Below are 24,858 nucleotides of genomic sequence, written 5' to 3' on the forward strand. Positions count from 1 at the left end.
ACTGCAGTGTTACTTTACCAGCAGCGCGCCGTGTTTCGCCCAAAGTTGCTCACATTGTTTCGCCCTCAAGTTTGGCGCTCCCGCAACTCCATGAAAGATTATCGCAGAACGAACGTCGTAGCCCAATACCGACGCGTTGGCCAAAAAGTGAACTGCCTCTCCAAGACGGCGAAGTTCAAGGGCGGCTTCTTTCTTGTTCGCTGCGTCGAATACACCGAGGACCTGCACTTCATCATCGCGTGAGGCCAATACGGCGGCCATGGCCTCGTCACTCATCACCCCACGACTGTTCACTCGGTTGCTGCTGAAGAAACCCACCGCTACCCAGTACGCTGATGCTCGATGCATGCCGGCAACGGTTTCTTCTTTCATCGTCGCTGGCTCTTGCCGAGAGCCAAATAGCGGCGGCCTTTGTCAGACCAATGAGGCACTCACCTGCAAACTCGGCCGGTTCGTCGCTCGTGGTGTCGAATACCGCCCATGTGTCGCACGGTTCCAGAACGGGTAAGAATTTCATATTAGTCTCCGCTAATTCTTCTCCCAACATTAGCGGAACCACTTTGTTCCTGGAGCTTCGATGCCGTGCTCACGCGTACCCGTCTCGACGGATGCCGGCAGCGAAGGGCCTCGCCGGCGAGCGGTCGCGTCCAGGGCCGTGACTCTCAAGCGTGGACAACCAGGAGGCGTAGAACCGTTGACGTCGCTTTGATCGGACTGGCCTCTGGAGATCGATGCGATGCCCTACCAGCAGGACATGCAAGCAGCGCCATCCAGCCGGGTCGTATACAGCTTGGTTAACAACCATCGGCCCTTAGCGATCTTACCATGCGAACGACAATGGGATCGTAGGGGAGCTTTTCGTCACGACTATAAGTGGCCGTAAACAATGCCGCGCGGCCGTCGCATACTTTGACGGCCCGGACATACAGTATCTGGCCGTCCTTCAGCCCAGAATAGCTGGCCCATTGCGGGGTCACTCGCTTATAGGTCAACCTCCAGCCGTCGTGCTCATTCACTGCCATGCGATGCTCTATCTCGGTGCGAAAACTCGCCTTGCCGAGTTGCGCCCCCCATACTGCGAGAAACGCTTTGTTTTTGCCCTCGAAGGCTGCCCCTTGGTCGGAGCGCTGGGTAAGTACAAACCCCGGGGGGACATCGAACACGAAGCCGAGATGTTTGATCCCGAAGCCCTGCCATCCCTGAGCACCGAGCAGCGACGTGGGCACCATGGTGACAAGTAAACTCAGCAGAATATGGGGACCATATCTCATAGCCTGTTCCTATTGCTTCGGCGTCCCGCTCCCTGTCCGTGGCACGTCGTCTAGTAGGGTCGGCTCGACCGAGTCGTTCGTTCGGTGATCTGCTGGCAGCTTGCCGTTTGGGGTCATCTGGTTAACGGCGTCCGGCAGATCCCTGGTGATCCTCGCAATGAGCTCCTCGCGCGAGAGGCCAGTCTGCGTTGAAAGTGCCTCCAGCGTCTGCGCGTCAATAGCCTTTTCCACCTCATGAGGCTCGATCGGCTCGTTCGGCCCGGTGCCAACCCAGGAGTCCACCTTCGGGCCAGCACCTGCATTTTTAAAACGGTCGAGAATATCGCCAAGCGCGGTGCCGGCAACGCCCTTGGACACCTGGTCCAGTATCCCCCCTTGCGGATTGTTTGCATCGCGCTCTCCCGCTCCACGGATCATCTCTGCGATCTTGTCGCGGTTTTGATAAGCCAAGACCCCCAGCATAGCGATCGCAAGTCTTCCAAGATTGGCCACTCGTTCCTCCTGTGGTCTCGAGCTTGGAGAAGCTCTCGGCCTGCCAAAAGTTCCGCATTGGCCACCAAACCTTAGGTGGATACCTCCGGACGTGCACATGAGGTGGGCAAAGGCGCCAGGAAGTCGATGCCTCACAAACCCGAATCTAGTATCCTACTTTGTCCATAAGCACCGCAATTCAGGCTGAGGCGCGACCCAGAAAGTTCGAAAAGCTTCCAGGAACCCCAGCCAAGCATTTTTCAATGAAAATGGTCACTTAGCGAAAATCGGAACCGGAACACTTATCTGGTGCATAAATCCGGCACATCGCTGTCGCCACGCTTCGCGAACAAATCCTGCAAGGCCGCCTGATGGTCACTGACACCGAGTTCATCGTCGAAAGCATCAGCCAAGGCTGCGTGATGCTTGCCGATGGCGAGTTCTTTATCGACAGGCTGGTGAAGTATGTCGGCAATGGGAGGATCCGCTGGCATGTCGAATTCCGTGGACATCGCATCGAGCTGACGACCGGCCAGCTCAAGAAGCAGCCTACCTTCCGACGGAAGATGCTCGAACAGGCCGGCGTGCTGCCGCCCCTGCGTCCCGGGGCCAACTACAGGCGATGGGTTCTCGATCTGAGGAGGAACGCCATCGAGCTTCCCTGGCGGGAGAGACCGGTCGATGCCGGTTTCTCGGTAGACAGGCTTGTCGGTCATGGGGGCGACCGCTGGACGGTTGAATACCAAGGCAAGGCTATCAAGTTCACGACGACCAAACTGCGCAGGCAAACCAGCTTCCGCAAGAGGATGCTGCTCAAGGCCAAGGTGCTGCCGCCCCGGATGGACCCGGTTGCCTATCGGAAGTGGGTGGACTGGCTGATTCAAAACGCCACCGAGGTCGCCCCGCGGGCCGGCGATGCCGTGATAACCGAGAAAAGTTGGCTTGACGACCTGCCGGAGTTAGCGGCTGGCAAGACGAAGCGGCGCCCGAAGCAACCGACTAGGACGGCGCGCTGCCGCTCTTCACACTCACCCCAAACCATGGTGTTTGCCACGGCTACGAATTTCGGAACACATTGATCGCGAAGAATCTGGCCAGGGCTTGGCTCGTGGCGAACCAGACTTGAATGAGACCCCATGGATCGCTTCAATCTCGGCGCCTACCGCCGCCCGATCTCCACCCGCTCCACCGAGACCCAGCGCTGGTTCGATATCGGTCTTAACTGGTGCTACGGCTTCAACCATGAGGAAGGCATCAAGTGCTTTGAGAAGGCACTGGAGACCGATCCGGACTGCCCGATGGTTCATTGGGGAATCGCCTATGCAGCCGGACCCTTCTACAATCTGACCTGGAAGGAGCATGGCGAGGCCGAGGCAAACAGCGCGACGAAGCGTTGCTTCGAGCATGTCCAGCTCGCGCGCGCCAGTGCGGTTGCAGCCAGCGAGGTCGAAAGACAATTGATCGGGGCATTGGCCTGCCGTTTCCAGAAACCGCACCGGGTGATGCCACAGGAATTCGAGCAATGGGACGACGCCTATGCCGCCGCAATGCGGCGGGTCCATGAAAACTTTCCCGACGATCACGATGTGATGGCGCTTCTCGTCGAGGCGCTGATGATGCGCACGGTGCGGCGCCTGTGGAATCTCAAGACCGGTGAACCGGCGCCGAATTCCGACGTCGTCGAAGCGCTGGAGGTTTGCGAGCGGTCAATCCTGCTCGCAGACGAGGCCGGCACCGCCCAGCATCCGGCGATCGTCCACCTGCACATCCATCTGCTGGAAATGTCGACCCAGCCGGAGCGCGGCATGCGCTCGGCCGATCTGCTCGGCGAGATGTGCCCCGATGCCGGGCACATGAACCACATGCCGGGGCATATCTATGTGCTGTGCGGCGAGTATGAGAAGGCGAAGCTCGCCAGCGAAAAGGCGGTTCGGGCCAACGACCTTTATATCGCCTACGCCAATGAGCCGACCTATTATCTGCTCGGCTGCTGCCACGATCTGCACCTGATGATGTTCACCTGCATGTTGTCGGGCCAGTACCAGCCGGCGCTGTGGGCCGCCGACAAGGTGCGCAGCCTGGTGACGCGTGACGTGGTCGCCATCCAGGATCGGCCCAAACTCACCCAGACCGTGGAAGGCTATCATGCGATGAAATCGCACGTGCTGGTGCGCTTCGGTCGCTGGCGGGAAATCATCGACGAGCCGGCAACCGAAGAGCCCGGCCTCTATGTGCTGACGGCGGCCATGCAGCATTACGCCAAGGGCGTGGCGCATGCGACGCTGAGGCAATTCACCGACGCCGAGCGCGAGCGTGAACGCTTCCACCAGCATCTCGAAGGCATTCCAGCCGAGCGGCGTTTTCTCAGCAACCCGGCCCGCGCCTCGCTCGCCGTCGGTGCCGCCTTGCTCGACGGCGAGCTTGCCTATCATCAGGGCCTGCACGAGCAGGCCTATGACCATCTCAGGCACGCGGTCGAGCTGGACGACAATCTGTCCTACACCGAGCCGTGGGCGTGGATGCACCCGCCGCGCCATGCGCTGGCGGCGCTGCTTCTCGACCAGGGCCACGCGCAAGAGGCCGAGCAGGCCTATCGCGACGATCTCGGCCTGAGCGGCAATGTGCAGCGCTGCGCCCGGCACCCGGACAATGTCTGGGCGCTGCACGGGCTGGTGGAATGTTTGGGGCGCTGCGAGAGCCAAGAGCTGCCTGTACTGCAGGCAAAACTCGCCACGGCGCTGGCCAAGGCCGATGTGCCGATCAGCTCATCGTGCCTGTGCCGGACGGGCGTGCAATCGGCACTCAGCTGTTGTCCTTGATGCCCATCGCACCCTTCCCGGGCAGTTCAATCATGGAATGCTGAAGGGCACCGATTCAGCAACCGTTCCATCGATGGCCAAATCAACCCGATAGGTGCCCTCCGGCCATCCCGCCGTTGGTTTGCTGAGTTGTGAATCAGCCTGATTGTTGGCTCCTACGTCGAGGTCGACCTTGTCGATGGTATAGTTTTCCGGCGCGGCGCCGTGGGAATCAACCGAGACCCAGGAGAACGTGATTTTCGAGGTTGGCGCGATATCCACAAGGTCAGCCGAGACGTAGATCGCCGGTGTCTCGACAGGGAAGTTGCTCTGAGGCGTTCCCCCGTCCTTCGTCGCGGAAAGGACGATGTTGGTGAAGCCCGCCGCCTGGGCCGGCATACCGAAACTGAGCGCCGCCAAGGCGGCAATGGCTAGAACTAGAGCTGATTTCAAGACTTATTTCTCCTCGGGCTTAGTTGCTGGCCCGCAAATCGGGGGCGAATTGGGTTGAGACGGGTGCCCTCAGCCCAGCCATTTGTCGTAGTCCGCCACCAATAGATGCAGGGGCGGTGTGTCTTCCTCGATATCGGCGAAACGGCCGATCGGCTCGCGGAAGACGTTGTCCGTGCGATCGTCGTTGACGGTCGACACCTCGCCGATCAGGACATCCTTGCTCTCGGCCCAGAAGGCGTGCCAGACGCCGGGCAAGAGCGTGACGCTTTGGCCCGGATCGAGCTTCAGCAGTCCGCCCGCCGGCAGCCTGTGGATGGTTCCGTCGACCGGCACCGATACCTCGGCCTTGGGGTCGATGCCGCCGTCGCGGTCATGCATGAACAGTTCAAGCACCAGCTTGCCGCCGCCGCGGTTGATGATGTCCTCGGCCTTGATGTTGTGCCGGTGCATCGGCGACATCTGCTCCTTGCGCGAAATCATGATCTTTTCGGCATAGAGCATGCCCATGCCCTTCTTCATGTCCTCGTAGCGGCCGTTGCGGACGGTGAACAGGAACAGGCCGAGATCGTCGAACTTGCCCTGGCCGTAGTCGGTGATGTCCCAGCCGAGCCGCGAGGTGAAGATGGCCGAGGAATCGACCTGGCGCGCCTTCATCTCTTCCGGCGACCAGTAGGCGAAGGGCGGCATGATATAGCCGAACGAGCGGATGAAAGCGTCGGCTTCGCGGATGATGTCGTTGATGGCGGAGCGTTTCATGATGATGACCCTCGTGTCGATTTTTCCGACAATCGCATAGCCGAACGCCGGTGCGGTGTCGATCCACCTTGCCTGATCGAGCCCTGCCTGTTGGAGCCTTGCGCGTGCCACCCATGGCCAACAGATCGCGGCCCGCTGGCCGCGTGACATCGCGTGCTTTGAGGCTCATAACCCTTGCGAATTGCACAGGGATAGCCGATGCCGACCATCCATGACCTCGATACGCCTTCGATCCTGATCGACGTCGCGCGCGCCGAAGCCAACATTGCTCGTGCACAGGCTCATGCCGACAAGAACGGACTGAAGCTCAGGCCGCACATCAAGACGCACAAGCTGCCTTATTGGGCGAAGAAGCAAATGGCGGCAGGTGCCGTCGGCATCACGTGCCAGAAGATCGGCGAGGCCGAGGTAATGGCCGACGCCGGGCTGACCGATATCTTTCTTCCCTACAACATCCTGGGGCGCGCCAAGCTCGAGCGGCTGAAGGCGCTGCATGGCCGCGTGACCCTGTCGGTGACCGCCGACAGCATGGACACGCTGGAAGGGCTCGCGGCAGCTTTCACCGATGCCGGCCATCCTCTGCCCGTGCTGGTCGAATGCGATACCGGCATGGGTCGCTGCGGCGTGCAGACAGCCAATGAAGCGGTAGCGCTGGCAAGGATGATCGACAAGGCAGGTGGCCTCACCTTCGGCGGACTGATGACCTATCCGGCCGCCGGCCGCGCGGCTGAAGCGGAAGCCTGGCTCGCCACCGCCAAGCAGGCGCTGGCTGCTTCGGGGCTTGCCTGCGAGCGCATATCGAGCGGCGGCACGCCTGATATATGGCGCTCCGCCGATGCATCCGTCGTCACGGAGTATCGCCCGGGAACCTACATCTATCTCGATCGCTACCAGGTCGCCAAAGGCGTCGGCACGTTGGACGATTGCGCGCTGACGGTGCTTGCGACGGTGGTCAGCCATCCGACAGCGACGCGCGCCATTCTCGATAGCGGCAGCAAGGCCCTGTCCAGCGATACGCTAGGGCTAAAGGACTTTGGAGAGTTGATGGGCGTCCCCGGAGCGCTGGTGACGGGGCTGAGCGAGGAGCACGGCACGGTCACGCTTTCTGGCGACGGCAGGCTGCGCATTGGCGAACGCGTGCGCGTGGTGCCGGACCACTGCTGCGTCGTCACCAACCTGTTCAACGAGGTCAATCTGATAGACGGCGAGAAGGTTCTCGAAACGCTGCCAGTGGCGGCACGCGGGCTGATGACATGAGATTCTAGCTAGACCGGACGCTCCGCCTGCCGCGCTGCCACCCGCCGCATGGCTATCACCCGGCGGCGGCGGATTTCGGTGCGCATTGCCATCAGGTGCAGCGCGAAGAACAGCACGGTAAACCCGCCAGCCATCACCAGCAGAGGCCAGAGCAGGCTCGGGTCGATGGTCGGGCCGCCGAGCCGGAACACCGAGGCAGGCTGGTGCAGCGTGTTCCACCAGTCGACCGAGAATTTGATGATCGGGATATTGATGAAGCCGACCAGCGTGATGATAGCGGCGGCCCAGGCGGCGCGGCTGGCATCATCCAGCGCACGGGTCAGCGCGATGATGCCGAGATACATCAGGAACAGCACGAAGACAGAAGTCAGGCGGGCGTCCCACACCCACCAGGTGCCCCACATCGGCTTGCCCCAGATCGAACCGGTGATCAGCGCCAGCGCGGTGAACACCGCTCCAATGGGTGCGGCCGATTTCAGCGCGACATCGGCCAGCGGATGGCGCCAGACCAGCGTGCCAAGCGCGGAGACCGCCATCAGCGTGTAGCACATCATGGCGAGCCAGGCGAAAGGCACGTGGATGTACATGATGCGAACGGTGATACCCTGCTGGAAATCCTCGGGCGCGGTGAAGCTCATATAGAGGCCAATCGCGAGGGTGAGCGCGGCGAGCGCCGCCAGCCACGGCACAAGCTTGTCTGCAAGCCCGACGAACCGCGTTGGATTGGCGAGATCGGTGAAGCCGCTCAGGCGTGAGGTGATGTCACTCATGCGACTTTACATAGACCGCCGATGCGTTTGGGGCAATCGAGCAGCGGTGTCGCAGCTCTGGTCTTGCCTCCTCCCGTTCGGGAGAAGGCGGAACCGTTAACGGCTCAGGCGGCCTCGCCCTGCACCGACCGGCTGAGGCGCCGGACTTCCTCGTCGTTGAGCAGGCCGCCGGCGCGCAGCAGGCTGGCGAAGCGGCCGTTGCGCAGCGACAGTTCGGCAAAGCCACCCATCTCGACCACCCTGCCCTTGTCCATGAACACGACCAGATCGGCGTCGCGGACGGTGGTCAGGCGGTGGGCGATGATGAAAGTGGTGCGGTCGCGGCGCAATTCGTCGATCGCTTCCTTGACGCGGTCCTCGGTCTCGACGTCGAGTGCGCTGGTCGCCTCGTCGAGCACCAGGATCGGGGCATCCTTCAGCACGGCACGGGCAATGGCGATGCGCTGGCGCTCGCCGCCCGAGAGCTGGCCGCCACGTTCGCCGACCACCGTGTCGTAGCCATTGCTCTTGGCTAGAATGAAATCCTGCGCCGCGGCCGCGGTGGCGGCGGCATGGATCTCGTCGTTGGTCGCATCGGCGCGGCCGACGCGGATGTTGTCCTCGATCGAGCGGTTCAAAAGCCCGGCGTCCTGGAACACGGTGGCGATCGAATGGCGCAGCGACTTGCGGGTCACCGTGCGGGTATCGATGCCGTCGATCAGGATACGGCCACTGGACGGCGAGAAGACGCGCTGCAGCAAGTTGATGAGCGTGGTCTTGCCCGCACCCGTCGGTCCGACGATGGCGACGGTCTGGCCGGCCTGCACCTCGAAGGACACGTCGCTGACGCCCTGCCCCGAATTGGCGAACTCGAAGCTGACATCCTCGAAACGGACATGGCCGGTGACGTTGGCAAGGTCGCGCAGACCATCCGGCTCGGCGGTATCGGCGGCCGAGTCCTCGAGCTTGTAGAAATCCTCGAGCTTGGCGCGAGCTTCCGAAATCTGGTTCGCGAAAGCCGACATCTGGTCGAGCCGTGAGATCAGCAGCGTGGCGAAGCCGGTGAAGGCGATGACGTCACCGATGCGCAGCTGGCCATGAGTGACCAGGTAAGCGCCGATCAGAAGCACCACCATCATCGAGATCGTCGACGACAGCCGATTGAGCGCATTGGCGATAGCCCACCAGTCGAGCACCGGGTTCTGCGCGTCGAGCAGGTTCTTGACGTAGCCACGCAGCGCCTCGGCCTCGTAGCCGAGACGGTTGTAGCTCTGCAGCACGGCGACGTTGCTCACCGAGTCCGTCACATGCGCGAATACCTTGTGATAGTGGCGCTCGACCGCAGCTTGGCCTTCCTTGGTGCGCTTCATCACCAGGCGGCCGATGCCGACATAGAGCACGCCGAGCACGAGCAGAACCATCGACATGCGCACATCCATGCTGAGCGCCGTCGGAACCAGCAGAACGAGCGCGACAGCGGTCGACAAGTGCTGGCGCATGAATTCAAGCCAGAGGCTGAACAGAGTCTCGACGGCGCGCAGCAGCGTGTGGAGGGCATTCGAGGTGCCACGCTGATGATGCCAGGCGAGCGGCATGGTTATGACGCGCTCGAACGACTGACAGAGCACTTCGCTGCGCCGGGCGTGCGCGAACCGGTCGGCGCCGCGCGCCACCAGGACGAAAGCCATGACATTGAAGGCGCCGAGGCCGGCCCACACGGCGAGCGTGGAGAAAACCGAACCGTGCGCGGAAATCGCGTCGATGACCCGGCCGAACATGATCGGCTCAAGGATCGCGATGGCTGCAAGAGCGACGTTGGCCGAACAGATCAGCGCGACGCGCTTCTTGTCGGCAGCCAGATACCCCAGCGCTCTCCAATAGATCTGCAGAAGTGACACTTCAGCTACTCCGCCAACGTTCTATTGTGCCCAATACCAATATTGTGCACCGCACCATTTCCTGACACGTAACGGTTGATGCGTCGCAAAACAATGCCCGTCTATCTCTTCCGTTCCCATTTAGCGAACAAAAGATGACGACGATACGAAATCTGGCGTGATCACCTAACAGTTTGAGATAAAAGGTGAAATGTCAGCCTTGCGGCAAAATCATGGCAGTGGTCGAGCTGTGCCACATTTTTAATCACGGCAGGCCGGCATGACTTCGTCCGGGCGGCTGGCCAACGTCGTCGGCACCCCGCGCGCAAGTAAACAATGCACGGCATCGCGCGTCCTGGAGGACGCGCGATCTAATCACTAAATGGTTGATTTCATGCCGGTATCTTGACCACGACCTCGGTCTGGTCACCAGCTTTGGGTGCGAAGGACGTCGATTTTGTCTTCGAACCATTGACTTCGAGCGAGATCGTCTTGGCCTTTTTGTCGCGAATGACCTGGACCTTGATCTCGGCGCCCAGCATCTTGAGTGAAGCCTGGTAGCCATCCCAGTGGCTGGGCAGCTTCGGCCGGAATGTGATCTGCTTGCCGCGCCGTTCGATGCCCAGGATGCCTTCGACCGCCGCCCGATAAAGCCAGCCCGCCGAGCCGGTGTACCAGGTCCAGCCGCCGCGACCTCCCTTGTCGTCCCCGGCGTAGATATCGGCCGCCACCACGTAGGGCTCGACGCGGTAGTGCTCGGCCGAGGCCTCGTCGAACGCGTGGTTGACCGGATTCAGCATTGAGAAGCAGCGATAAGCTTCATCGGTCTGCCCCATCTCGGCCAGCGCAATGACGAACCACGTCGCCGCGTGGGTATACTGGCCGCCATTCTCGCGCACGCCAGGTGGATAGCTCTTGATGTAGCCGGGGTCCTTCTGTGTCTTCGAGAAGGGTGGCGTGAACAGTTTGACGATCTTGAGACGGTCGTCGACGAGCAGCTTCGTCGCCTGCTGCATGGCCGTGGTCGACCGCGCCGGGTCGCCCTCGCCCGACAGCACGCTCCAGGACTGGGCGATGGAGTCGATCTTGCACTCCTGCGATGTACGCGAGCCCAAAGGCGTACCGTCATCGAAACTGCCGCGCCGGTACCATTCGCCGTCCCATGCCGTGCTTTCGAGTGCCCGCTTCAGCGCGTCGGCATGCTTTGCCCAGGCCTGTGCGCGCTTGGTGTCGCCCTCGGTCTTGGCGACCGCGGCGAAGTCGCCCAGCGTCTTCAACAGGAACCAACCCAGCCACACGCTCTCGCCCCTGCCGTGTTCGCCGACACGGTTCATGCCGTCGTTCCAGTCGCCGCCAAGGATCAGCGGCAGGCCGGCTGGACTGCTGCGCTTGATGGCAAGGTCGAGCGCACGCGCGCAGTGGTCGTAGAGCGACACTGTCTTCTTCGAGATTTCCGGGGTGAAGAAGGCGTCGTGCTCGCCTTCACCCAGCGCCTGTCCGTCGAGGAAAGGCAGTTGCTCCTTCAGGATGGCGGCGTCGCCGGTCACCATGAGATAGCGGGACGTGGCGTGGGCGAGCCACACCACGTCGTCGGAGATCAAGGTACGCACGCCGGCGCCGGTGCGCGGCAGCCACCAATGCTGCACGTCGCCCTCCGGGAACTGCCGCCGCGCGGCGTTGAGGATCTGGTCGCGCGCCAGCGTCGGGTCGTGCGCCAGCAAGGCGAGCGTGTCCTGCAACTGGTCGCGGAAGCCGAAGGCGCCGCTTGCCTGGTAGAAGGCCGAGCGGGCGCGGATGCGGCAGGCAAGGCTCTGATAGGGCAGCCAGTGATTGACCATGGCATCGAGTGCCTTGTCCGGCGTCTCGACCTGGATGGTGTCGAGGAAGGCGCGCCATTCGCGCTCATTGTCGGCCAGGCGCTGGTCGAAGTCCTTGCCCCGGTGCGTCTGCACCAACGCGCTCGCCTGCGCCGCGGAATCGGCATCGCCGAGCAGCCAGATAAGTGTGACGTCGGCGCCGGCCGGAATCTCGACGTCGCGAGCGATCGCCGCGCAAGGATCATCTCCGGCCTCGACGCGACCCGACAGGGCCGAACCGCTCAGCACCGCCTGTGGCAGCTCGCTGGACCCGTGCCGGCCGAGGAATTCGGCCCGGTCTGACGTCACCGAGTGGACGCCGGTGTCGGCGGCGAGGAAGGCCACCCGCTCGCTGAAATCGAGCCCGTAGGGATTTTGCGCCAGCAACGCGCCGGTGGCTCCGTCGCGGGACGGCACTATGGTTGCCGCGGTGCGCGACCGATGCCCGCCAAGCACCCATTCGGCGTAAGCATAGACGCGCAGCCGAGCCGGTACCGGGCCGGAATTCTGGATGCGCAGCCGCGTGATCTTCACCGGATCGATGGGATCGACGACATGGGTCAGGTCCATCGACAACGGTCCGCGCTTCGAGCGGAAGGTCGAGAAGCCCTGGCCATGCCAAGCCTCGTAGGTCATCGAGGGATCGCGCACCACCGCTGCGAGCGGAGAGAACGCCTTGCCGCTGGCCTGGTCGTAAATATAGATGCCCTCGCCCGGCCGATTGGACACCGGGTCGTTCGACCATGGCGTCAGCTGGTAATCGCGGCTGTTGCGGCTCCAGGTGAAGGCCGCTCCCTCGGCCGAGGTGTGGAAGCCGAACGACGCGTTGGAGACGACGTTGATCCAGGGTTGCGGCGTCGTGCGCCGGCCAGCCAGGCGCACCACATAGTGCCGCCCGTCGCCGTCGAAGCCGCCGAAACCATTCCACAGGCTTAGGCCGGAGCCATCGGCGCTGACGTCGGCCACAGCCTGCGAGGCAAATGCATGCATCTGCGGTGCGAGCGCCGCGATTTCGCGCGAACCCGGCAATCCTGCCGGCTGCAAGCCATCGCGCGCCTGCAGCGCGGCCGCCTCGGCCCGTTCGATCTGGTCGAAGATGGTGCCGTTACGTGTATGCAGCACAACCCGGGCGACGGCGAGCAGAGTCTTGTAGGTGGTTTCCTCCATCAGGTCGCGGCGCACCGCGAAAATGTGCTGGCGGGGTCCGAGTTCCTTGCCGCGCAAGCGGCTGTTTTCGCACAGCGTCTCGACCGCGCGCTGCAGATCCTGGACATAGGACGAAGCCTGCTCGTTGACGACGACGAAGTCGATCATCATGCCGCGGGTGCGCATGTATTCCTGGAAGCGCAACGCCTGGGCTACGATCTCGAGATCGGCAACGTCACCGATCCTGACCAGGAAGATCGGGTAATCGCCCGAAATACTGGTCGGCCATAGGCTCGACTGCTTGCCTAACCCGGAAGCGATGGACTCGGCCGGCAGCCGCAAAAACGGGTCGGGATAGATCAGATAGCGCGCCAGTTTCTGCACATTGGCCGCGTCGGTCAGACTGAGGCCCATATGGCGGGTCTGCACCTGGCTACGCGTCCAGGCAAGCATCGCCTGCCGGGCAAAGCTCTCCTGATGGTCTAGCCGGCTTATCGCCTCCTCCAGCTCGGCACGGTTTGCCCCGACGACGGTCCAGAAGGTCAGCGATACTTTCTTGTTGGCGGGCACGCGCACCTGACGACGCAGCGAGGCGATGGGATCGAGCGTGAAGCCGGAATGGCCGCCAAGCCTGGCGCCTGGATCGAAGGCGGCGGCATCGACGATGGTGCGGCCACGGCCGATGAAGGCGCGCCTGTCGGTCTCGGCCTCGGCATCACGCGCTGGTCCCGACGGATCGGTGACGAAATGCACCAGCGTCACATCCGGTTCGCTGGTTTCACGCTTGCGGCGCGTGGCGAAGATCGCGCCGTTGTTGGCGGCGATTTCCGTTTCCACGAACATTTTCGAGAAGGCCGGATGCGCGTTGTCGGAAGCTTCCGAACCCAGGACCAGTTCTGCAAAGGACGTCACCTCGATGTGACGGTCGGATGTGCTCTCATTGTAGAGCGTGATGCGACGGCCTTCGCCATTGCCCTCGGAGATGACGATGCACTCCACTTCGGAGCGCAGCGTGCCGACCAGCTTCACGAAGCTCGCCTTGTCATCGGAAAACAGGGCCTGCGTCTTTTCCTCGGCCGCGCGCCTGGGTTCCGAAGTCGCGGACCACCAGTCGCCAGTGGCGGCATCGCGCAGGAAGATGTAGGAGCCAAGCCGATCCTCGACCGGATCAGGCTGCCAGCGGGTGACGGAAAGATCGCCCCAGCGGCTGTAGCCGGAGCCGGTCGCGGTCACCATTACAGAATAGCGGCCATTCGACATCACATTGGTCGAACGCAGCGCTCGCGCGGGATCGAGCACGATGCGGGTGTCGGGGCTCTCGGTCTCGGTCTCGTCCTTGGAGCGCTCGTCGGCCTCGGTGCGGACGGTGGCGGTCGGAATGTCACGTGGCGCCCTCTCCTGCAGCAGCAGTTCGGCCGATTCAATGACCGGATCGCTGTGGAAGCGATCGCGCAGGCGACCTTCGAAGATGGCGTCGGCGACGGCGGCGATCGACATGCCCGAATGGTGGGCATAGTAGTTCAGCACGACCGCGTGGTTGGTGCCTTCCGGTACGCGCTGCGGCGTGAAGTCGACCGCATCGTAATAGCCATGACGGCCAAGCGCGCCGATCTCGCGCAGCCGGGTCAGATTCTGCACCGCTTCGCGCGGGTTGAACTGCGCCGCCATGATGGTCGCGTAAGGCGCAATCACCGTGTTCTGGCCAAGGCCACGCTTCAGCCCAAGCCCCGGCACGCCGAAATTGGTGTACTGATAGGTCAGTTCTCGGTCGCGGGCGTTGTAGGCCGCTTCCGAAATGCCCCACGGCACATTCTTCTGCCGGCCATACTGCATCTGGCGCTTGATGATCAGCTTGCTCGTCTGGTTGAGGATCGAGCCTTGCGGCTCCTTCATCACCAGCGGCGGCATCAGATATTCGAACATCGAGCCGGACCACGACATCAGCGCGCCCTGGAAGCCGATCTCGACGATCGGGCGGCCAAGCCTGAACCAATGTTCGGTCGGCAGATCGCCCTTGGCGATGGCGAACAGGCTGGTCAGCCGCGCCTCGGAGGCGAGAAGGTCGTAGCAGCTTTCGTCGAGCTGATGTTCCTCGACCCGGTAGCCGATCGACAAAAGCTTGCGCTCCGGCCGCATCAGAAAGGCGAACTCCATCTCGAAGGCGAAACGACGGGTGCGCTCGCGCAAGGTGAGCAGCTTGGCACGCAGAGCCTCGACGGCGTTCTCGTCGCTGTGGGCGTCGTGGACGTGCGCCTCGCAGGTGGTTTCGAGCCGTGCCGTCCAGTCGACGATGACGTCGCTTTGCGGCGATGCGGCTTCGGTGTGAATGGCGGTGGCGAGCTTGCGGATTTCGCCGGCCAGCACCGCCAGGTTGATGGTGCGGATGGAGGCCATTTCCGGCTGTGCCTTGATCGTCTCAACCGCGCGACGCATGCCGTCGAGGCGATCGACAAGGCGTTGGCGCAACGGGCGCAACTGGCGGCGGTCGTCGGGCAGTTCATCGAGGCTTTCGCTCAGGATGGTCACCGTATCGAGGATGCCTTCGAAATCGCCCTGCAGGTGGACGGAAGGGGCTTCCGCCCATTCGGCGCAGGCAGCCGCCACCGCCACCAGGTGGCCGGCGAGATTGCCGCTGTCGACAGCCGAGATGTAGAGCGGATAAAGCGGCTTCAGCGTCGTGGTATCGTACCAGTTGAAGAGATGGCCACGATGGCGCGGCATGCTCTCGATGGTGGTCATGGTGGCGTCGATGCGGGTGATGGCATCGGACAGGCTGATCCAGCCGAAATCGCGTGCCGAGACGACCGAGAGCAAGTAGACGCCGATATTGGTCGGCGAGGTGCGCGGCGCCACGACTGGCGCGGGGCTCTCCTGGAAATTGTCGGGCGGCAGATTGTGATGCTCTGCCGTCACGAAGCTCTCGAAATAATGCCAGGTACGGCGCGCCACGGTGCGCAGCGTGTGGATGTCGGCTTGCGATATGCGCAGCCGATCCTCGGTTTCAGCGGAGCGGCTGATCCAGCTGGCGATCGCCGGCGAGCCGATCCAGAACAAGGCAAAGAAAAAGGCGACGAAGGCACCGGTGGAATCGGCCAGCACCGGAATGGCGAGGCCGACAAAGCCGATGATCACGGCGCCGTACATCATTCCGTAGTAGGAGCCGACATCGTTGTCGCCGGCCTTGTGCGCCTGCGAGGCGGTGCGCCATTCCAGGAGGTTCTGCCGGCTGACGAACAGCCGGTAGAGCGTGCGCACGATGGCATCGCCCATCATCCAGGCGTTATGTGCCATCAGCACGATCTTCAGCGCCACCATGGCGGTGCCGAAGGCGACGTCGCGCGCCAGCGCCGAGAAATGGCCGCGCGGCGTCTGGTCGCCGCTCTTGGGCAGGATGGCGTTGACGACGTCGAAGGTCGGCGCCATGAACAGGCTCAGGATCAGCAAGGCCTGCCACTGCGCGGCCTGCGTGAAGGGCAGCAAGGTCCAGCCGGCGATCGCCGCCATCACCCAGAAGATCGGCGTCAGCGAGCGGCGCAGATTGTCGACCATCTTCCAGCGCGACAGGGCCGGAACGCCGGAGCGCGGGTTGAAGATGTACCCCAAAAGCTGCCAGTCGCCGCGCGCCCAGCGATGGTGGCGCGAGGCATCGACCGAGTAGCGGGTCGGGTAATCTTCGACCAGTTCGACGTCGGTGACCAGCGCGGCGCGCGCCAGCGCGCCTTCGAGCAGATCGTGGCTGAGAATGGTGTTTTCCTCGATGCGGCCCTGCAAAGCGGCCTCGAAGGCATCGACATGATAGAGACCCTTGCCGGTGAAGGACCCGTCGCTGAAGACGTCCTGATAGAGGTCCGAAACAGCGAAGACATAAGGATCAAGGCCGCGATTGGCCGAGAACACGCGCTGGAAGAACGAAGCTTCGTCGCCGCTGGTGAGCGAAGCGGTGATGCGCGGCTGCAGGATGGTATAGCCGGCGGTGACGACGCGCCTGGTGGCGTCGAAATGCGGACGGTTGAGCGGATGGCAAAGCTTGCCGACAAGGCTCGATACCGCATCGCGGGTGGTGCGGGTATCGGCGTCGAGCGTCATCACATGGACGACTTTTTCCGGCAGCGGCACTTCGAGCGGCAGGAAGGTGGTATCGCTGTCGCCGCGCAGCAAGAGATCGAGTTCGTGCAGTTTGCCGCGCTTGCGCTCCCAACCCATCCAGGACCCTTGAGCGGCATTGTAGAGCCGGCGGCGGTGCAGGATGTAAAAGCGCGGCGCGCCTTCGGAGGGATAGCGCGCATTGAGGCGGGCGATTTCGGCGCGAGCGAAGTCGAGGATCTCGGTATCGGCCGCATCGATCTCGATCTTGCTGTCGGGCCAATCCGAAAGCAGCGCGAAATGGATCTCGTCCGCCAGATTGGCAAGGTAATGCACTTCGATGTTGCGGATGTTTTCCTCGACATCGTCACGGGAGCCGATCAGCGACGGCACGACCACCAGGGTGCGCGCCTCGGGCGGCACGCCGTGCCTGTAGTCATAGCCGATCAGGCGTGTCGGCTTGAGGAAGAGCGAGACCACGGTGTTGAAGAAAGCGAGCGCGCCTTCGCTGGCCGGCACGGCAAACAGGGCCAGCATCAGCACGATGGACGGAACCGACAGGCCGAGATTGGAAAGGGCGTTGCCCGACAGGACGAGCAGCAGGACGGTCAGGGCGAAGACGGGCAGGACGATGCCAAGCCATCCGGTCTTGGCGAAGGTCCGCTTGACGATCTGGCTGATCGTGGGCCGATAACCGATCGTCTTTTCGAGTTCCAGCCGACGCGGGCCAACGAGATAGAAACCGACATCGGTGTGAACGGATGCAGCTTGGGCATCAACCCCCTCACCGCTCTCCGGGACGGTTTCGCTGACAGCATGGCCGGCTAGTTCGATGGCTTTTTCGGCGACACGGTACTCCGACAGGTTCGAGCGGCGTGCCAGTTCCTCGATCGCGGTGCGGTATTGATCGCGCGAGAAGAAGTCGAGCGCGGCGAAATCAGTGCGCTCGCGCAGCACGGTATCGATGCGGCTGACGCCTTCGAACCACACCGTCCAGTCGACGTCGTTGATGAGGCGCAGGCCGCGAACGATGTTGCCGGTGGTCACATTGCCGCTGGACAGCGTCTGGTGCTCGGAAATGATGATTTCCTCGGCATCCGAGCCGGTCTTTTCGAGTTCGCCTTCCAGCCACTCCAGCGCCTTGCCGGCATTCTGCGATCCGTCACGCAGGCGATAGAGCAGCTGAGTGGCGAAGGTGGTGTCCTGTGCATGCGCGCTGAAATTGGCAAGGATCGCCTGCCGGTCCGGATTGTCGTCGGTCGCCAGCACCTTGTCGGCCACGTCGTTGGCGATCTGGCGCATCTGGCGGGTGCGGTTGACCCTGACCGCCAGGCGGCGGAGGTTTTCGATGAGCACGAAGCGCAAAAGGGACGGCAGTGCCCAGAGTTCGCCGATTTTCAGCGGCTCGACCGACTGAAAACCCTGGACGATGGACTTGAACATGGTCGCCGAGACGGAACTGTCGGAATGCGCGACATAGGTCCAGGCCAGAGCCAATGCGCGCGGCACGGTGCCGCCGTCGGGCAGTTTCAGCGTTGGCAATTGCCGGTAGAAGCGGCGCGGCAGGTCGCGTTTGACCTGGAAAATGGTTTCCTCGATCAGATAGTTGTTGTCGAGCAGCCACTGCGCGGCCGGCGTGATGGTTTCGCCCCTCCCCTGCGCGGCATTGGTCGACCGGTAGACTTCGAGGATCTTCTTGGCGCTGTCACGGATGCGGGCCTGGAAGTCGAACGGGATCAGGCCGAACAGATCCGTCAGATCGCCCTTGGCCAGGCTCTCGCCGAGCAGCCGGAGCCGTTCCTCCGGCAGGAATACCGATCGTATCGGCTCTTCCGTGATGGCCGGGAAGCTCGCGCTTGTCTTCTCGATCTGGGCTGGATTCGTCTGAATATTCATTGAAAATTCCGTAAGCGGGCACTCAGCGGCGTCACCGCCACGGCAATGGCCCTAAAACCGGTTCAAATGCAATCGGCTGCATCAACCCCTATGCCGAAAGTTTGTTTCCGCACCACGACGGAGCGTCATCTTTCGACCAACTCAAAGACGAGCGCCCCTCGCTCCCGTCGGGACCGATCGACGGAGAGGATTCGGGCTTTTTCGTGATGCCATCGTCAGTGTACGCTATATTTCGCCGGCATCACGATCATGTTTGGAAACAGGCGGTAACCGTTGGCGGCAAACCCGTCAGGCGGCCCTGATTATGCGGACCACGAAAAGGGTCGCGTCCGGGGCGGGCTCAACCCGCAAGATAGGCACATCCGGCCCGAGCAGCAGGGTGTCGAGCGGCTCGAGGCGGATAGGCGTGGCGCCGGTGAAAATGGCATGGCCTCTGTGGCAAAGGATGAGGGTGGAACAGGCCTCGGTCGAGATTTCCACAGGCGCCGAAACCGGCAGGCGTTCGACTTGATGCAACATGCGGCCGCGGCGGGTCATGACGTTGAGATCGGTAATCGGGCCGGCGATCAGCGCGGCACTCGTCGGCTGGTCGGCTGGAAAGGAAAAAGGCTGGGAAGCCGCTGTCATCCGCTCGGGCGGACGGCCGGCGACATTAAGCACGATCCCCTCGCCTTCCAGAACCGACAGGGTGCGGTCGATGCCGGCAAAGCTGGAGAACGGCCCGCTCGTCTCGACCCGGGCCATCGAGACGCGCCAGTCGAAATCGTCGAGCCCAGCGCCAGCGGGCGAGACGGCGATCTCGGTCGTCGTACCGCCGCCGTTCTTCCACGGCATGACGCGGTAGTCGGCGGCACGAAGAACGCGCATGGCTTAGCCCAAAATGCCAGGCAGGTTGAGCTGGTACTCCTTGGCGCATTCGATCGCAATGTCATAGCCGGCATCGGCGTGGCGCATGACGCCGGTCGCCGGGTCGTTCCACAACACCCGTTCCAGGCGCCTTGCAGCATCCGGCGTGCCGTCGGCAACGATAACCATGCCGGCATGCTGCGAGAAACCCATGCCGACGCCGCCACCATGATGCAGCGACACCCAGGTGGCGCCCGAAGCTGTGTTGAGCAACGCATTGAGCAGCGGCCAATCGGACACGGCGTCCGAACCGTCCTTCATCGCTTCCGTCTCGCGGTTTGGCGAGGCGACCGAACCGGAATCGAGGTGATCGCGGCCGATGACGACGGGCGCCTTCAGTTCGCCCTTGGCCACCATCTCGTTGAAGGCGAGACCCAGCCGGTGCCGGTCGCCGAGGCCAACCCAGCAGATGCGCGCCGGCAACCCCTGAAAGGAAATCCGCTCGCGGGCCATGTCCAGCCAATTGTGCAGATGGGTGTTGCCGGGGGTGAGCTCGCGGACCTTGGCGTCCGTCTTGTAGATGTCCTCCGGATCGCCGGAGAGTGCCGCCCAGCGGAACGGGCCGATGCCGCGGCAAAAGAGCGGACGGATATAGGCCGGCACGAAACCGGGGAAGGCAAAGGCGTTTTCAAACCCTTCATCCTTGGCGACCTGGCGAATATTGTTGCCATAGTCGAGCGTCGGCACGCCGGCGTTCCAGAACGCCACCATCGCCTCGACATGTTCGCGCATGGAGGCGCGAGCCGCCTTCTCGACCGCCCTGGGGTCGCTGACACGCTTTTCGCGCCACTCGGCCATCGTCCAGCCCTTCGGCAGATAGCCGTTGATGGGGTCGTGGGCAGAGGTCTGATCGGTGACCATGTCGGGGCGGATGCCGCGACGGAACATTTCGGGTACGATCTCGGCGGCGTTGCCGAGCAGGCCGACGGACTTCGCCTCGCCGGCCTTGGTCCAGCGCTCGATCATTTCCATGGCTTCGTCGAGCGTCTCGGCTCTCTCGTCGACATAGCGGGTGCGCAGGCGGAAATCGATCGAGTCGGGATTGCATTCGATCGCCAGGCAGCAGGCGCCGGCCATGACGGCGGCCAACGGCTGTGCGCCGCCCATGCCGCCGAGGCCGCCGGTCAGGATCCATTTTCCCCTGAGATTGCCGCCATAATGCTGGCGGCCGGCCTCGACGAAGGTCTCGTAGGTGCCCTGCACGATGCCTTGCGTGCCGATGTAGATCCAGGAGCCGGCCGTCATCTGGCCGTACATCATCAGGCCCTTTTTATCGAGCTCGTTGAATTTCTCCCAGGTCGCCCAGTGCGGCACCAGATTGGAGTTGGCGATGAGCACGCGTGGCGCGTCCGGGTGGGTGCGAAACACGCCGACCGGCTTGCCCGACTGCACCAGCAGCGTCTCGTCCTCGCCAAGCATCTTCAGCGAAGCAACGATCTGGTCGAAATCGTTCCAGGTCCGCGCCGCCCGGCCGATGCCGCCGTAGACGACCAGTTCGTTGGGGTTTTCGGCAACGTCCGGGTCCAGGTTGTTCATCAGCATGCGCAGCGGCGCTTCGGTGGTCCAATACCTGGCATTGAGCTTGTCGCCGCGCGGGGCGCGCACTTCGCGTATGTTGTGACGGGGATTGTTCATCATTGTCCCTTTCGGACGAGGCGGCGCGTCAGTGCCCGGCCCAGTCAATGGCGGTTTGAAGAATTCGCGTCAGCGTGGCGCGGATCGGAGCGGCGAACGCGGCGTCGTAGGGCACCGGCCAATTGTCCGGCGTGCCCTTCCCCTCGGGCTCGCGCATATAGCCTCGATTGGAGAGTTCCATCTGCAGCGCGTGCACGCCCTGTAGCGGCTGGCCAAAATGGCGCGTTATCCACCCACCCTTGAAGCGTCCGTTGACGACAAAAGTCTCGCCGGTTTCGGCCATGATCTGGTTGACCATCGCCTGCAACGTCGGATCGGCGCTCTTGCCGTCATTCGTGCCGAGATTGAACACCGGCAGCGTGCCTTCGAACAGGCGTGGCAGCACCGAGCGGATCGAATGGCAGTCATAGAGGACAATCTTGCCATGCAAGGTGCGCAACCTGTCGATCTCGGCCTGCAAGGCGGCGTGATAGGGTGCAAAGAACTTCAGCCGGCGCTCGTCGATCTCCGATGGCCCCGGCTCTTCGCCGTCGCGGTAGAGCGGGTCGCCGTCGAAGGTTTCGGTCGGGCACAAGCCGGTGGTTGCCTGGCCGGGATAGAGCGAGGCGCCGGATGGATCGCGGTTGACGTCGATGACGGTGCGCGAGATCGCGGTGTGCACGACAGTGGCGCCGAGACCGGCGGCGAAATCATAGAGATTGTCGATCCACCAGTCGCAATCACGACGGCCGAGCCAAGGCGAGACCAGCCGGTTTTCGAGGCCGGCGAGGTCGATACCGGTGTGCGGGATCGACACCAACAGCGGCGCCGTGCCGCGCGTGACCGTGAGCCAGGGGCTGGCCGTCATCACGCCGCTCCGGCAATCGAGGGCAGTGCCACAGCGCTCGCGGCTTTCACAGCCGCACCACTGCGCACCATGGCGATCGCCTTTTCCATGTCGGGATGGAAATGCCGGTCGTTATCGAGATGCGGCACCTCGGCGCGAACCAGCTTGCGCACGGCTTCCAGTGCTGCGCTCGACGCCAGCGGCTGATGGAAATCACAGCCTTGCGCGGCGGCCAGCAACTCGATGCCGATCACCGCGGTTGCATTCTCGACCATGCCGATCAGGCGGCGTGCGCCATGCGCGGCCATCGAGACGTGGTCTTCCTGGTTGGCCGAGGTCGGGATGGAATCGACGCTGGCCGGATAGGCCTTCTGCTTGTTTTCCGAAACAAGCGCGGCCGCCGTAACCTGCGGGATCATGAAGCCGGAGTTCAGACCGGGCTTGGGCGTCAGGAAAGCGGGCATGCCTGACAGCGCTGGATCGACCAGCATGGCGATGCGGCGTTCCGACAGCGAGCCGATCTCGCAGACGGCCAGCGCGATCATGTCGGCGGCGAAAGCCACCGGCTCGGCGTGGAAATTGCCGCCGGACAGAGCAGTATCGTCTTCTGCGAAGATCAGCGGGTTGTCGGTGACGCCATTGGCCTCGGTTTCGAGCGTATCGGCGGCCTTGCGCAGGACATCGAGTGCGGCGCCCATCACTTGCGGCTGGCAACGCAGGCAATAGGGATCCTGCACACGCTCGTCGCCGACCCGGTGCGACTCGCGGATGGCGCTGCCGGCCATCAAATCGCGCAGTGCGTCCGCGGTCTCGATCTGGCCACGGTGCTTTCTCAGCAGATGAATGCGCGGGTCGAACGGCGCGTCGGAACCCTTTGCCGCGTCGGTCGAAAGCGCGCCGGCGACAAGCGCCGACTGGTAGAGCACCTCGGCATCGAACAAAGCGGCCAGTGCATAGGCCGTCGAAAACTGCGTGCCGTTGAGCAGCGCAAGGCCCTCCTTGGCACCCAATGTCACGGGCTCCAGCCCGTGCGAGACGAAGGCAACCTTGGCCGGGAAACGGCCATGCGGAGTAAAGCATTCGCCGACGCCGATCATCACCGCCGTCATATGCGACAGCGGGGCAAGGTCGCCGGAGGCGCCGACGGAACCTTGCGCCGGCACGACCGGGATGACGTCGTTGGCCAGCATCGCTTCAAGCAGCTCGATGGTCTGCGAGCGCACGCCGGAGGCGCCCTGCGCGAGGCTCGCAAGTTTCAGCGCCATCATCAGCCGGGCAACGGCAACGGGCATCGGCTCGCCCACGCCCGCGGCATGCGAAAGCACGATGTTGCGCTGCAGCGTCTCGAGATCGTCGGCGGGGATGCGCACGCTGGCCAGCTTGCCGAAACCAGTGTTGATGCCATAGACCGGCTCACCCTTGGCAACGATGCGCGCGACAGCTTCGGCACTCGCCTTGATTTTCGGACGGCAGGCATCGTCCAGTTTCGGCACGGCGCCACGGTATATGGTGCGCCAGTCGGCCAGCGTCGCATTGCCGGGCTTCAGGGTCAGTTCGGTCATTGTCCTCTCCAGATGCGGGCATGCAGCGGGTTGAAGCCCATGCGGTAGACGAGTTCGGCGGGACGCTCGATGTCCCAGATCGCCAGATCGGCGGATTTGCCTGATACCAGCGTGCCGGTCTCGCCGAGCAGCCCCAGCGCACGCGCGGCTTCGCGGGTGACGCCAGCAAGACATTCGTCGACCGTCATGCCGAACAGGGTGGCCGCCATGTTCATGGTCAGAAGCAGCGAGGTCAGCGGCGAGGTGCCGGGATTGTTGTCGGTGGCAACAGCCATTCTGACGCCATGCTGGCGAAACAGGCCGATCGGTGGCTTCTTGGTCTCGCGGATGAAGTAGTAGGCGCCGGGCAGGATCGTCGCCACGGTCCCCGCCTTGGCCATTGCCACCGCGCCTGGCTCGTCGGTATATTCGAGATGGTCGGCCGACAACGCGCCATAGCGGGCGGCAAGTTCAGCGCCATGCAGATTGGACAGCTGGTCGGCGTGAAGTTTGACGGGCAAGCCAGCCGCCTGGGCGACATCGAAAACGCGCGCCATCTGCTCCGGCGAAAAGGCGATGCCTTCACAGAACCCATCGACGGCATCGGCCAAGCCTTCCTCGACGACGCCGGGAAGGATCGTTTTGGCAACGAGATCGATGAAGGCATCCTTGTCGCCCTTGGCTTCCGGCGGCAGCGCGTGGGCGCCAAGGAAGGTCGTGCGAACCGTCACCCGGCGTTCATTGCCCAGCTGTCGCGCGGCGCGCAGTGACTTCTTCTCGTTTTCGAGATCGAGGCCATAGCCCGACTTTACTTCCACTGTGGTTACGCCCTCGGCAATCAGCGCATCGAGGCGCGGCAGCGTCTGGGCAACCAGGTCGCCCTCACTTGCAGCACGCAGGGATTTGACCGACGAGACGATGCCGCCGCCGGCCCTGGCGACTTCCTCATAAGTGGCGCCGGCCAGCCGCATCTCGAATTCGTTGGCGCGGTTCCCAGCGTGGATCAGATGGGTGTGACAGTCGATCAGGCCGGGCGTAATCCAGCGGCCCTCGCAATTGATGATCTCGCCTTGGGCAAAGGCCGAGGGCATCTCGGATTGCGGACCGGCATAGATAATGCGGCCGTCGCGCGCGGCGAGCGCACCATGCTCGACGATACCCAATCCGGCAGAATTTTCAGCCATGGTCGCCAGACGCGCATTGCGCCACAGGCGAAGCCCCCCTGCGTGGTTTTTGCTGCTCTCTACGGCCATCATCTTTTCCGTTTCAATCGGTGGCGATTATGTATATACATATTGAAACGCACTGCAAGTGCCATCATCACATACGAGACCGGA

General features: G+C 63.0%; 15 protein-coding genes and 1 pseudogene. 3 read left to right on the forward strand and 13 right to left on the reverse strand.

Features of this window, described 5'->3' with window-relative positions; genetic code table 11:
- Positions 1 to 9: 9 nt before the first annotated feature.
- From FJ543_RS06815 to FJ543_RS06825, 3 genes are all read right to left on the reverse strand, one after another.
- Positions 10 to 372, reverse strand: a complete 363-nt coding sequence (locus tag FJ543_RS06815) for a hypothetical protein (RefSeq protein WP_140874332.1) — start codon at positions 370 to 372, stop codon at positions 10 to 12.
- 422 nt (positions 373 to 794) lie between these two features.
- Positions 795 to 1,271, reverse strand: coding sequence for a hypothetical protein (locus FJ543_RS06820; RefSeq protein WP_140661918.1), 477 nt, complete (start codon positions 1,269 to 1,271; stop codon positions 795 to 797).
- 9 nt (positions 1,272 to 1,280) lie between these two features.
- Positions 1,281 to 1,763 (reverse strand): YidB family protein, encoded by a 483-nt coding sequence (locus FJ543_RS06825; protein ID WP_140874334.1) that lies wholly within the window; start codon positions 1,761 to 1,763, stop codon positions 1,281 to 1,283.
- Positions 1,764 to 2,113: 350 nt separating this feature from the next.
- Here FJ543_RS06825 and FJ543_RS06830 point away from each other — a divergent pair.
- Positions 2,114 to 2,745, forward strand: a pseudogene (locus tag FJ543_RS06830) (hypothetical protein).
- A gap of 133 nt (positions 2,746 to 2,878) precedes the next feature.
- Positions 2,879 to 4,561: a hypothetical protein gene (locus FJ543_RS06835; protein WP_140874336.1), complete on the forward strand. Its 1,683-nt coding sequence runs from the start codon at positions 2,879 to 2,881 to the stop codon at positions 4,559 to 4,561.
- Between the two features lie 30 nt (positions 4,562 to 4,591).
- On the opposite strand, the gene FJ543_RS06840 is transcribed toward FJ543_RS06835, so the two are convergent.
- Positions 4,592 to 4,993, reverse strand: coding sequence for a hypothetical protein (locus tag FJ543_RS06840; protein WP_015318299.1), 402 nt, complete (start codon positions 4,991 to 4,993; stop codon positions 4,592 to 4,594).
- A gap of 69 nt (positions 4,994 to 5,062) precedes the next feature.
- Complete coding sequence (locus tag FJ543_RS06845) at positions 5,063 to 5,749, reverse strand: D-lyxose/D-mannose family sugar isomerase (protein ID WP_140874338.1); 687 nt, start codon at positions 5,747 to 5,749, stop codon at positions 5,063 to 5,065.
- A gap of 198 nt (positions 5,750 to 5,947) precedes the next feature.
- Between FJ543_RS06845 and FJ543_RS06850 the strand changes: the two genes are divergently transcribed.
- Positions 5,948 to 7,006 carry a D-TA family PLP-dependent enzyme gene (locus FJ543_RS06850; protein WP_140874340.1) on the forward strand — a complete coding sequence of 353 codons (1,059 nt, stop codon included), beginning with the start codon at positions 5,948 to 5,950 and terminating at the stop codon, positions 7,004 to 7,006.
- An 8-nt stretch (positions 7,007 to 7,014) separates the two neighbouring features.
- Here the strand turns inward: FJ543_RS06850 and FJ543_RS06855 are convergent, their stop codons facing one another.
- The 8 genes from FJ543_RS06855 to hutI all read right to left on the reverse strand — a co-directional run bounded on the left by FJ543_RS06855 (position 7,015) and on the right by hutI (position 24,774).
- Positions 7,015 to 7,776: a heme ABC transporter permease gene (locus FJ543_RS06855; RefSeq protein WP_140874342.1), complete on the reverse strand. Its 762-nt coding sequence runs from the start codon at positions 7,774 to 7,776 to the stop codon at positions 7,015 to 7,017.
- Between the two features lie 104 nt (positions 7,777 to 7,880).
- Positions 7,881 to 9,653 (reverse strand): glucan ABC transporter ATP-binding protein/ permease, encoded by a 1,773-nt coding sequence (locus FJ543_RS06860; protein WP_015318303.1) that lies wholly within the window; start codon positions 9,651 to 9,653, stop codon positions 7,881 to 7,883.
- A gap of 371 nt (positions 9,654 to 10,024) precedes the next feature.
- The gene (locus tag FJ543_RS06865) at positions 10,025 to 18,613 is read right to left on the reverse strand and encodes a glucoamylase family protein (protein WP_140874344.1); all 8,589 of its coding nucleotides are present in this window, start codon (positions 18,611 to 18,613) and stop codon (positions 10,025 to 10,027) included.
- A gap of 288 nt (positions 18,614 to 18,901) precedes the next feature.
- Positions 18,902 to 19,480, reverse strand: coding sequence for a HutD family protein (locus tag FJ543_RS06870; RefSeq protein ID WP_140874346.1), 579 nt, complete (start codon positions 19,478 to 19,480; stop codon positions 18,902 to 18,904).
- A gap of 3 nt (positions 19,481 to 19,483) precedes the next feature.
- Complete coding sequence (gene hutU / locus FJ543_RS06875; RefSeq protein WP_181173920.1) at positions 19,484 to 21,157, reverse strand: urocanate hydratase; 1,674 nt, start codon at positions 21,155 to 21,157, stop codon at positions 19,484 to 19,486.
- A 25-nt stretch (positions 21,158 to 21,182) separates the two neighbouring features.
- Positions 21,183 to 22,001 carry an N-formylglutamate deformylase gene (gene hutG / locus FJ543_RS06880; protein ID WP_015318307.1) on the reverse strand — a complete coding sequence of 273 codons (819 nt, stop codon included), beginning with the start codon at positions 21,999 to 22,001 and terminating at the stop codon, positions 21,183 to 21,185.
- Complete coding sequence (hutH, locus tag FJ543_RS06885; RefSeq protein ID WP_140874350.1) at positions 22,001 to 23,542, reverse strand: histidine ammonia-lyase; 1,542 nt, start codon at positions 23,540 to 23,542, stop codon at positions 22,001 to 22,003. The genes hutG and hutH overlap by 1 nt, the downstream gene beginning before the upstream one ends.
- Complete coding sequence (gene hutI / locus FJ543_RS06890; protein ID WP_140874352.1) at positions 23,539 to 24,774, reverse strand: imidazolonepropionase; 1,236 nt, start codon at positions 24,772 to 24,774, stop codon at positions 23,539 to 23,541. Before hutI ends, hutH begins: the two co-directional genes overlap by 4 nt.
- Positions 24,775 to 24,858: the final 84 nt, after the last annotated feature.

It is taken from the genome of Mesorhizobium sp. B2-5-7 (assembly GCF_006440875.1).
GTDB lineage: Bacteria > Pseudomonadota > Alphaproteobacteria > Rhizobiales > Rhizobiaceae > Mesorhizobium > Mesorhizobium australicum.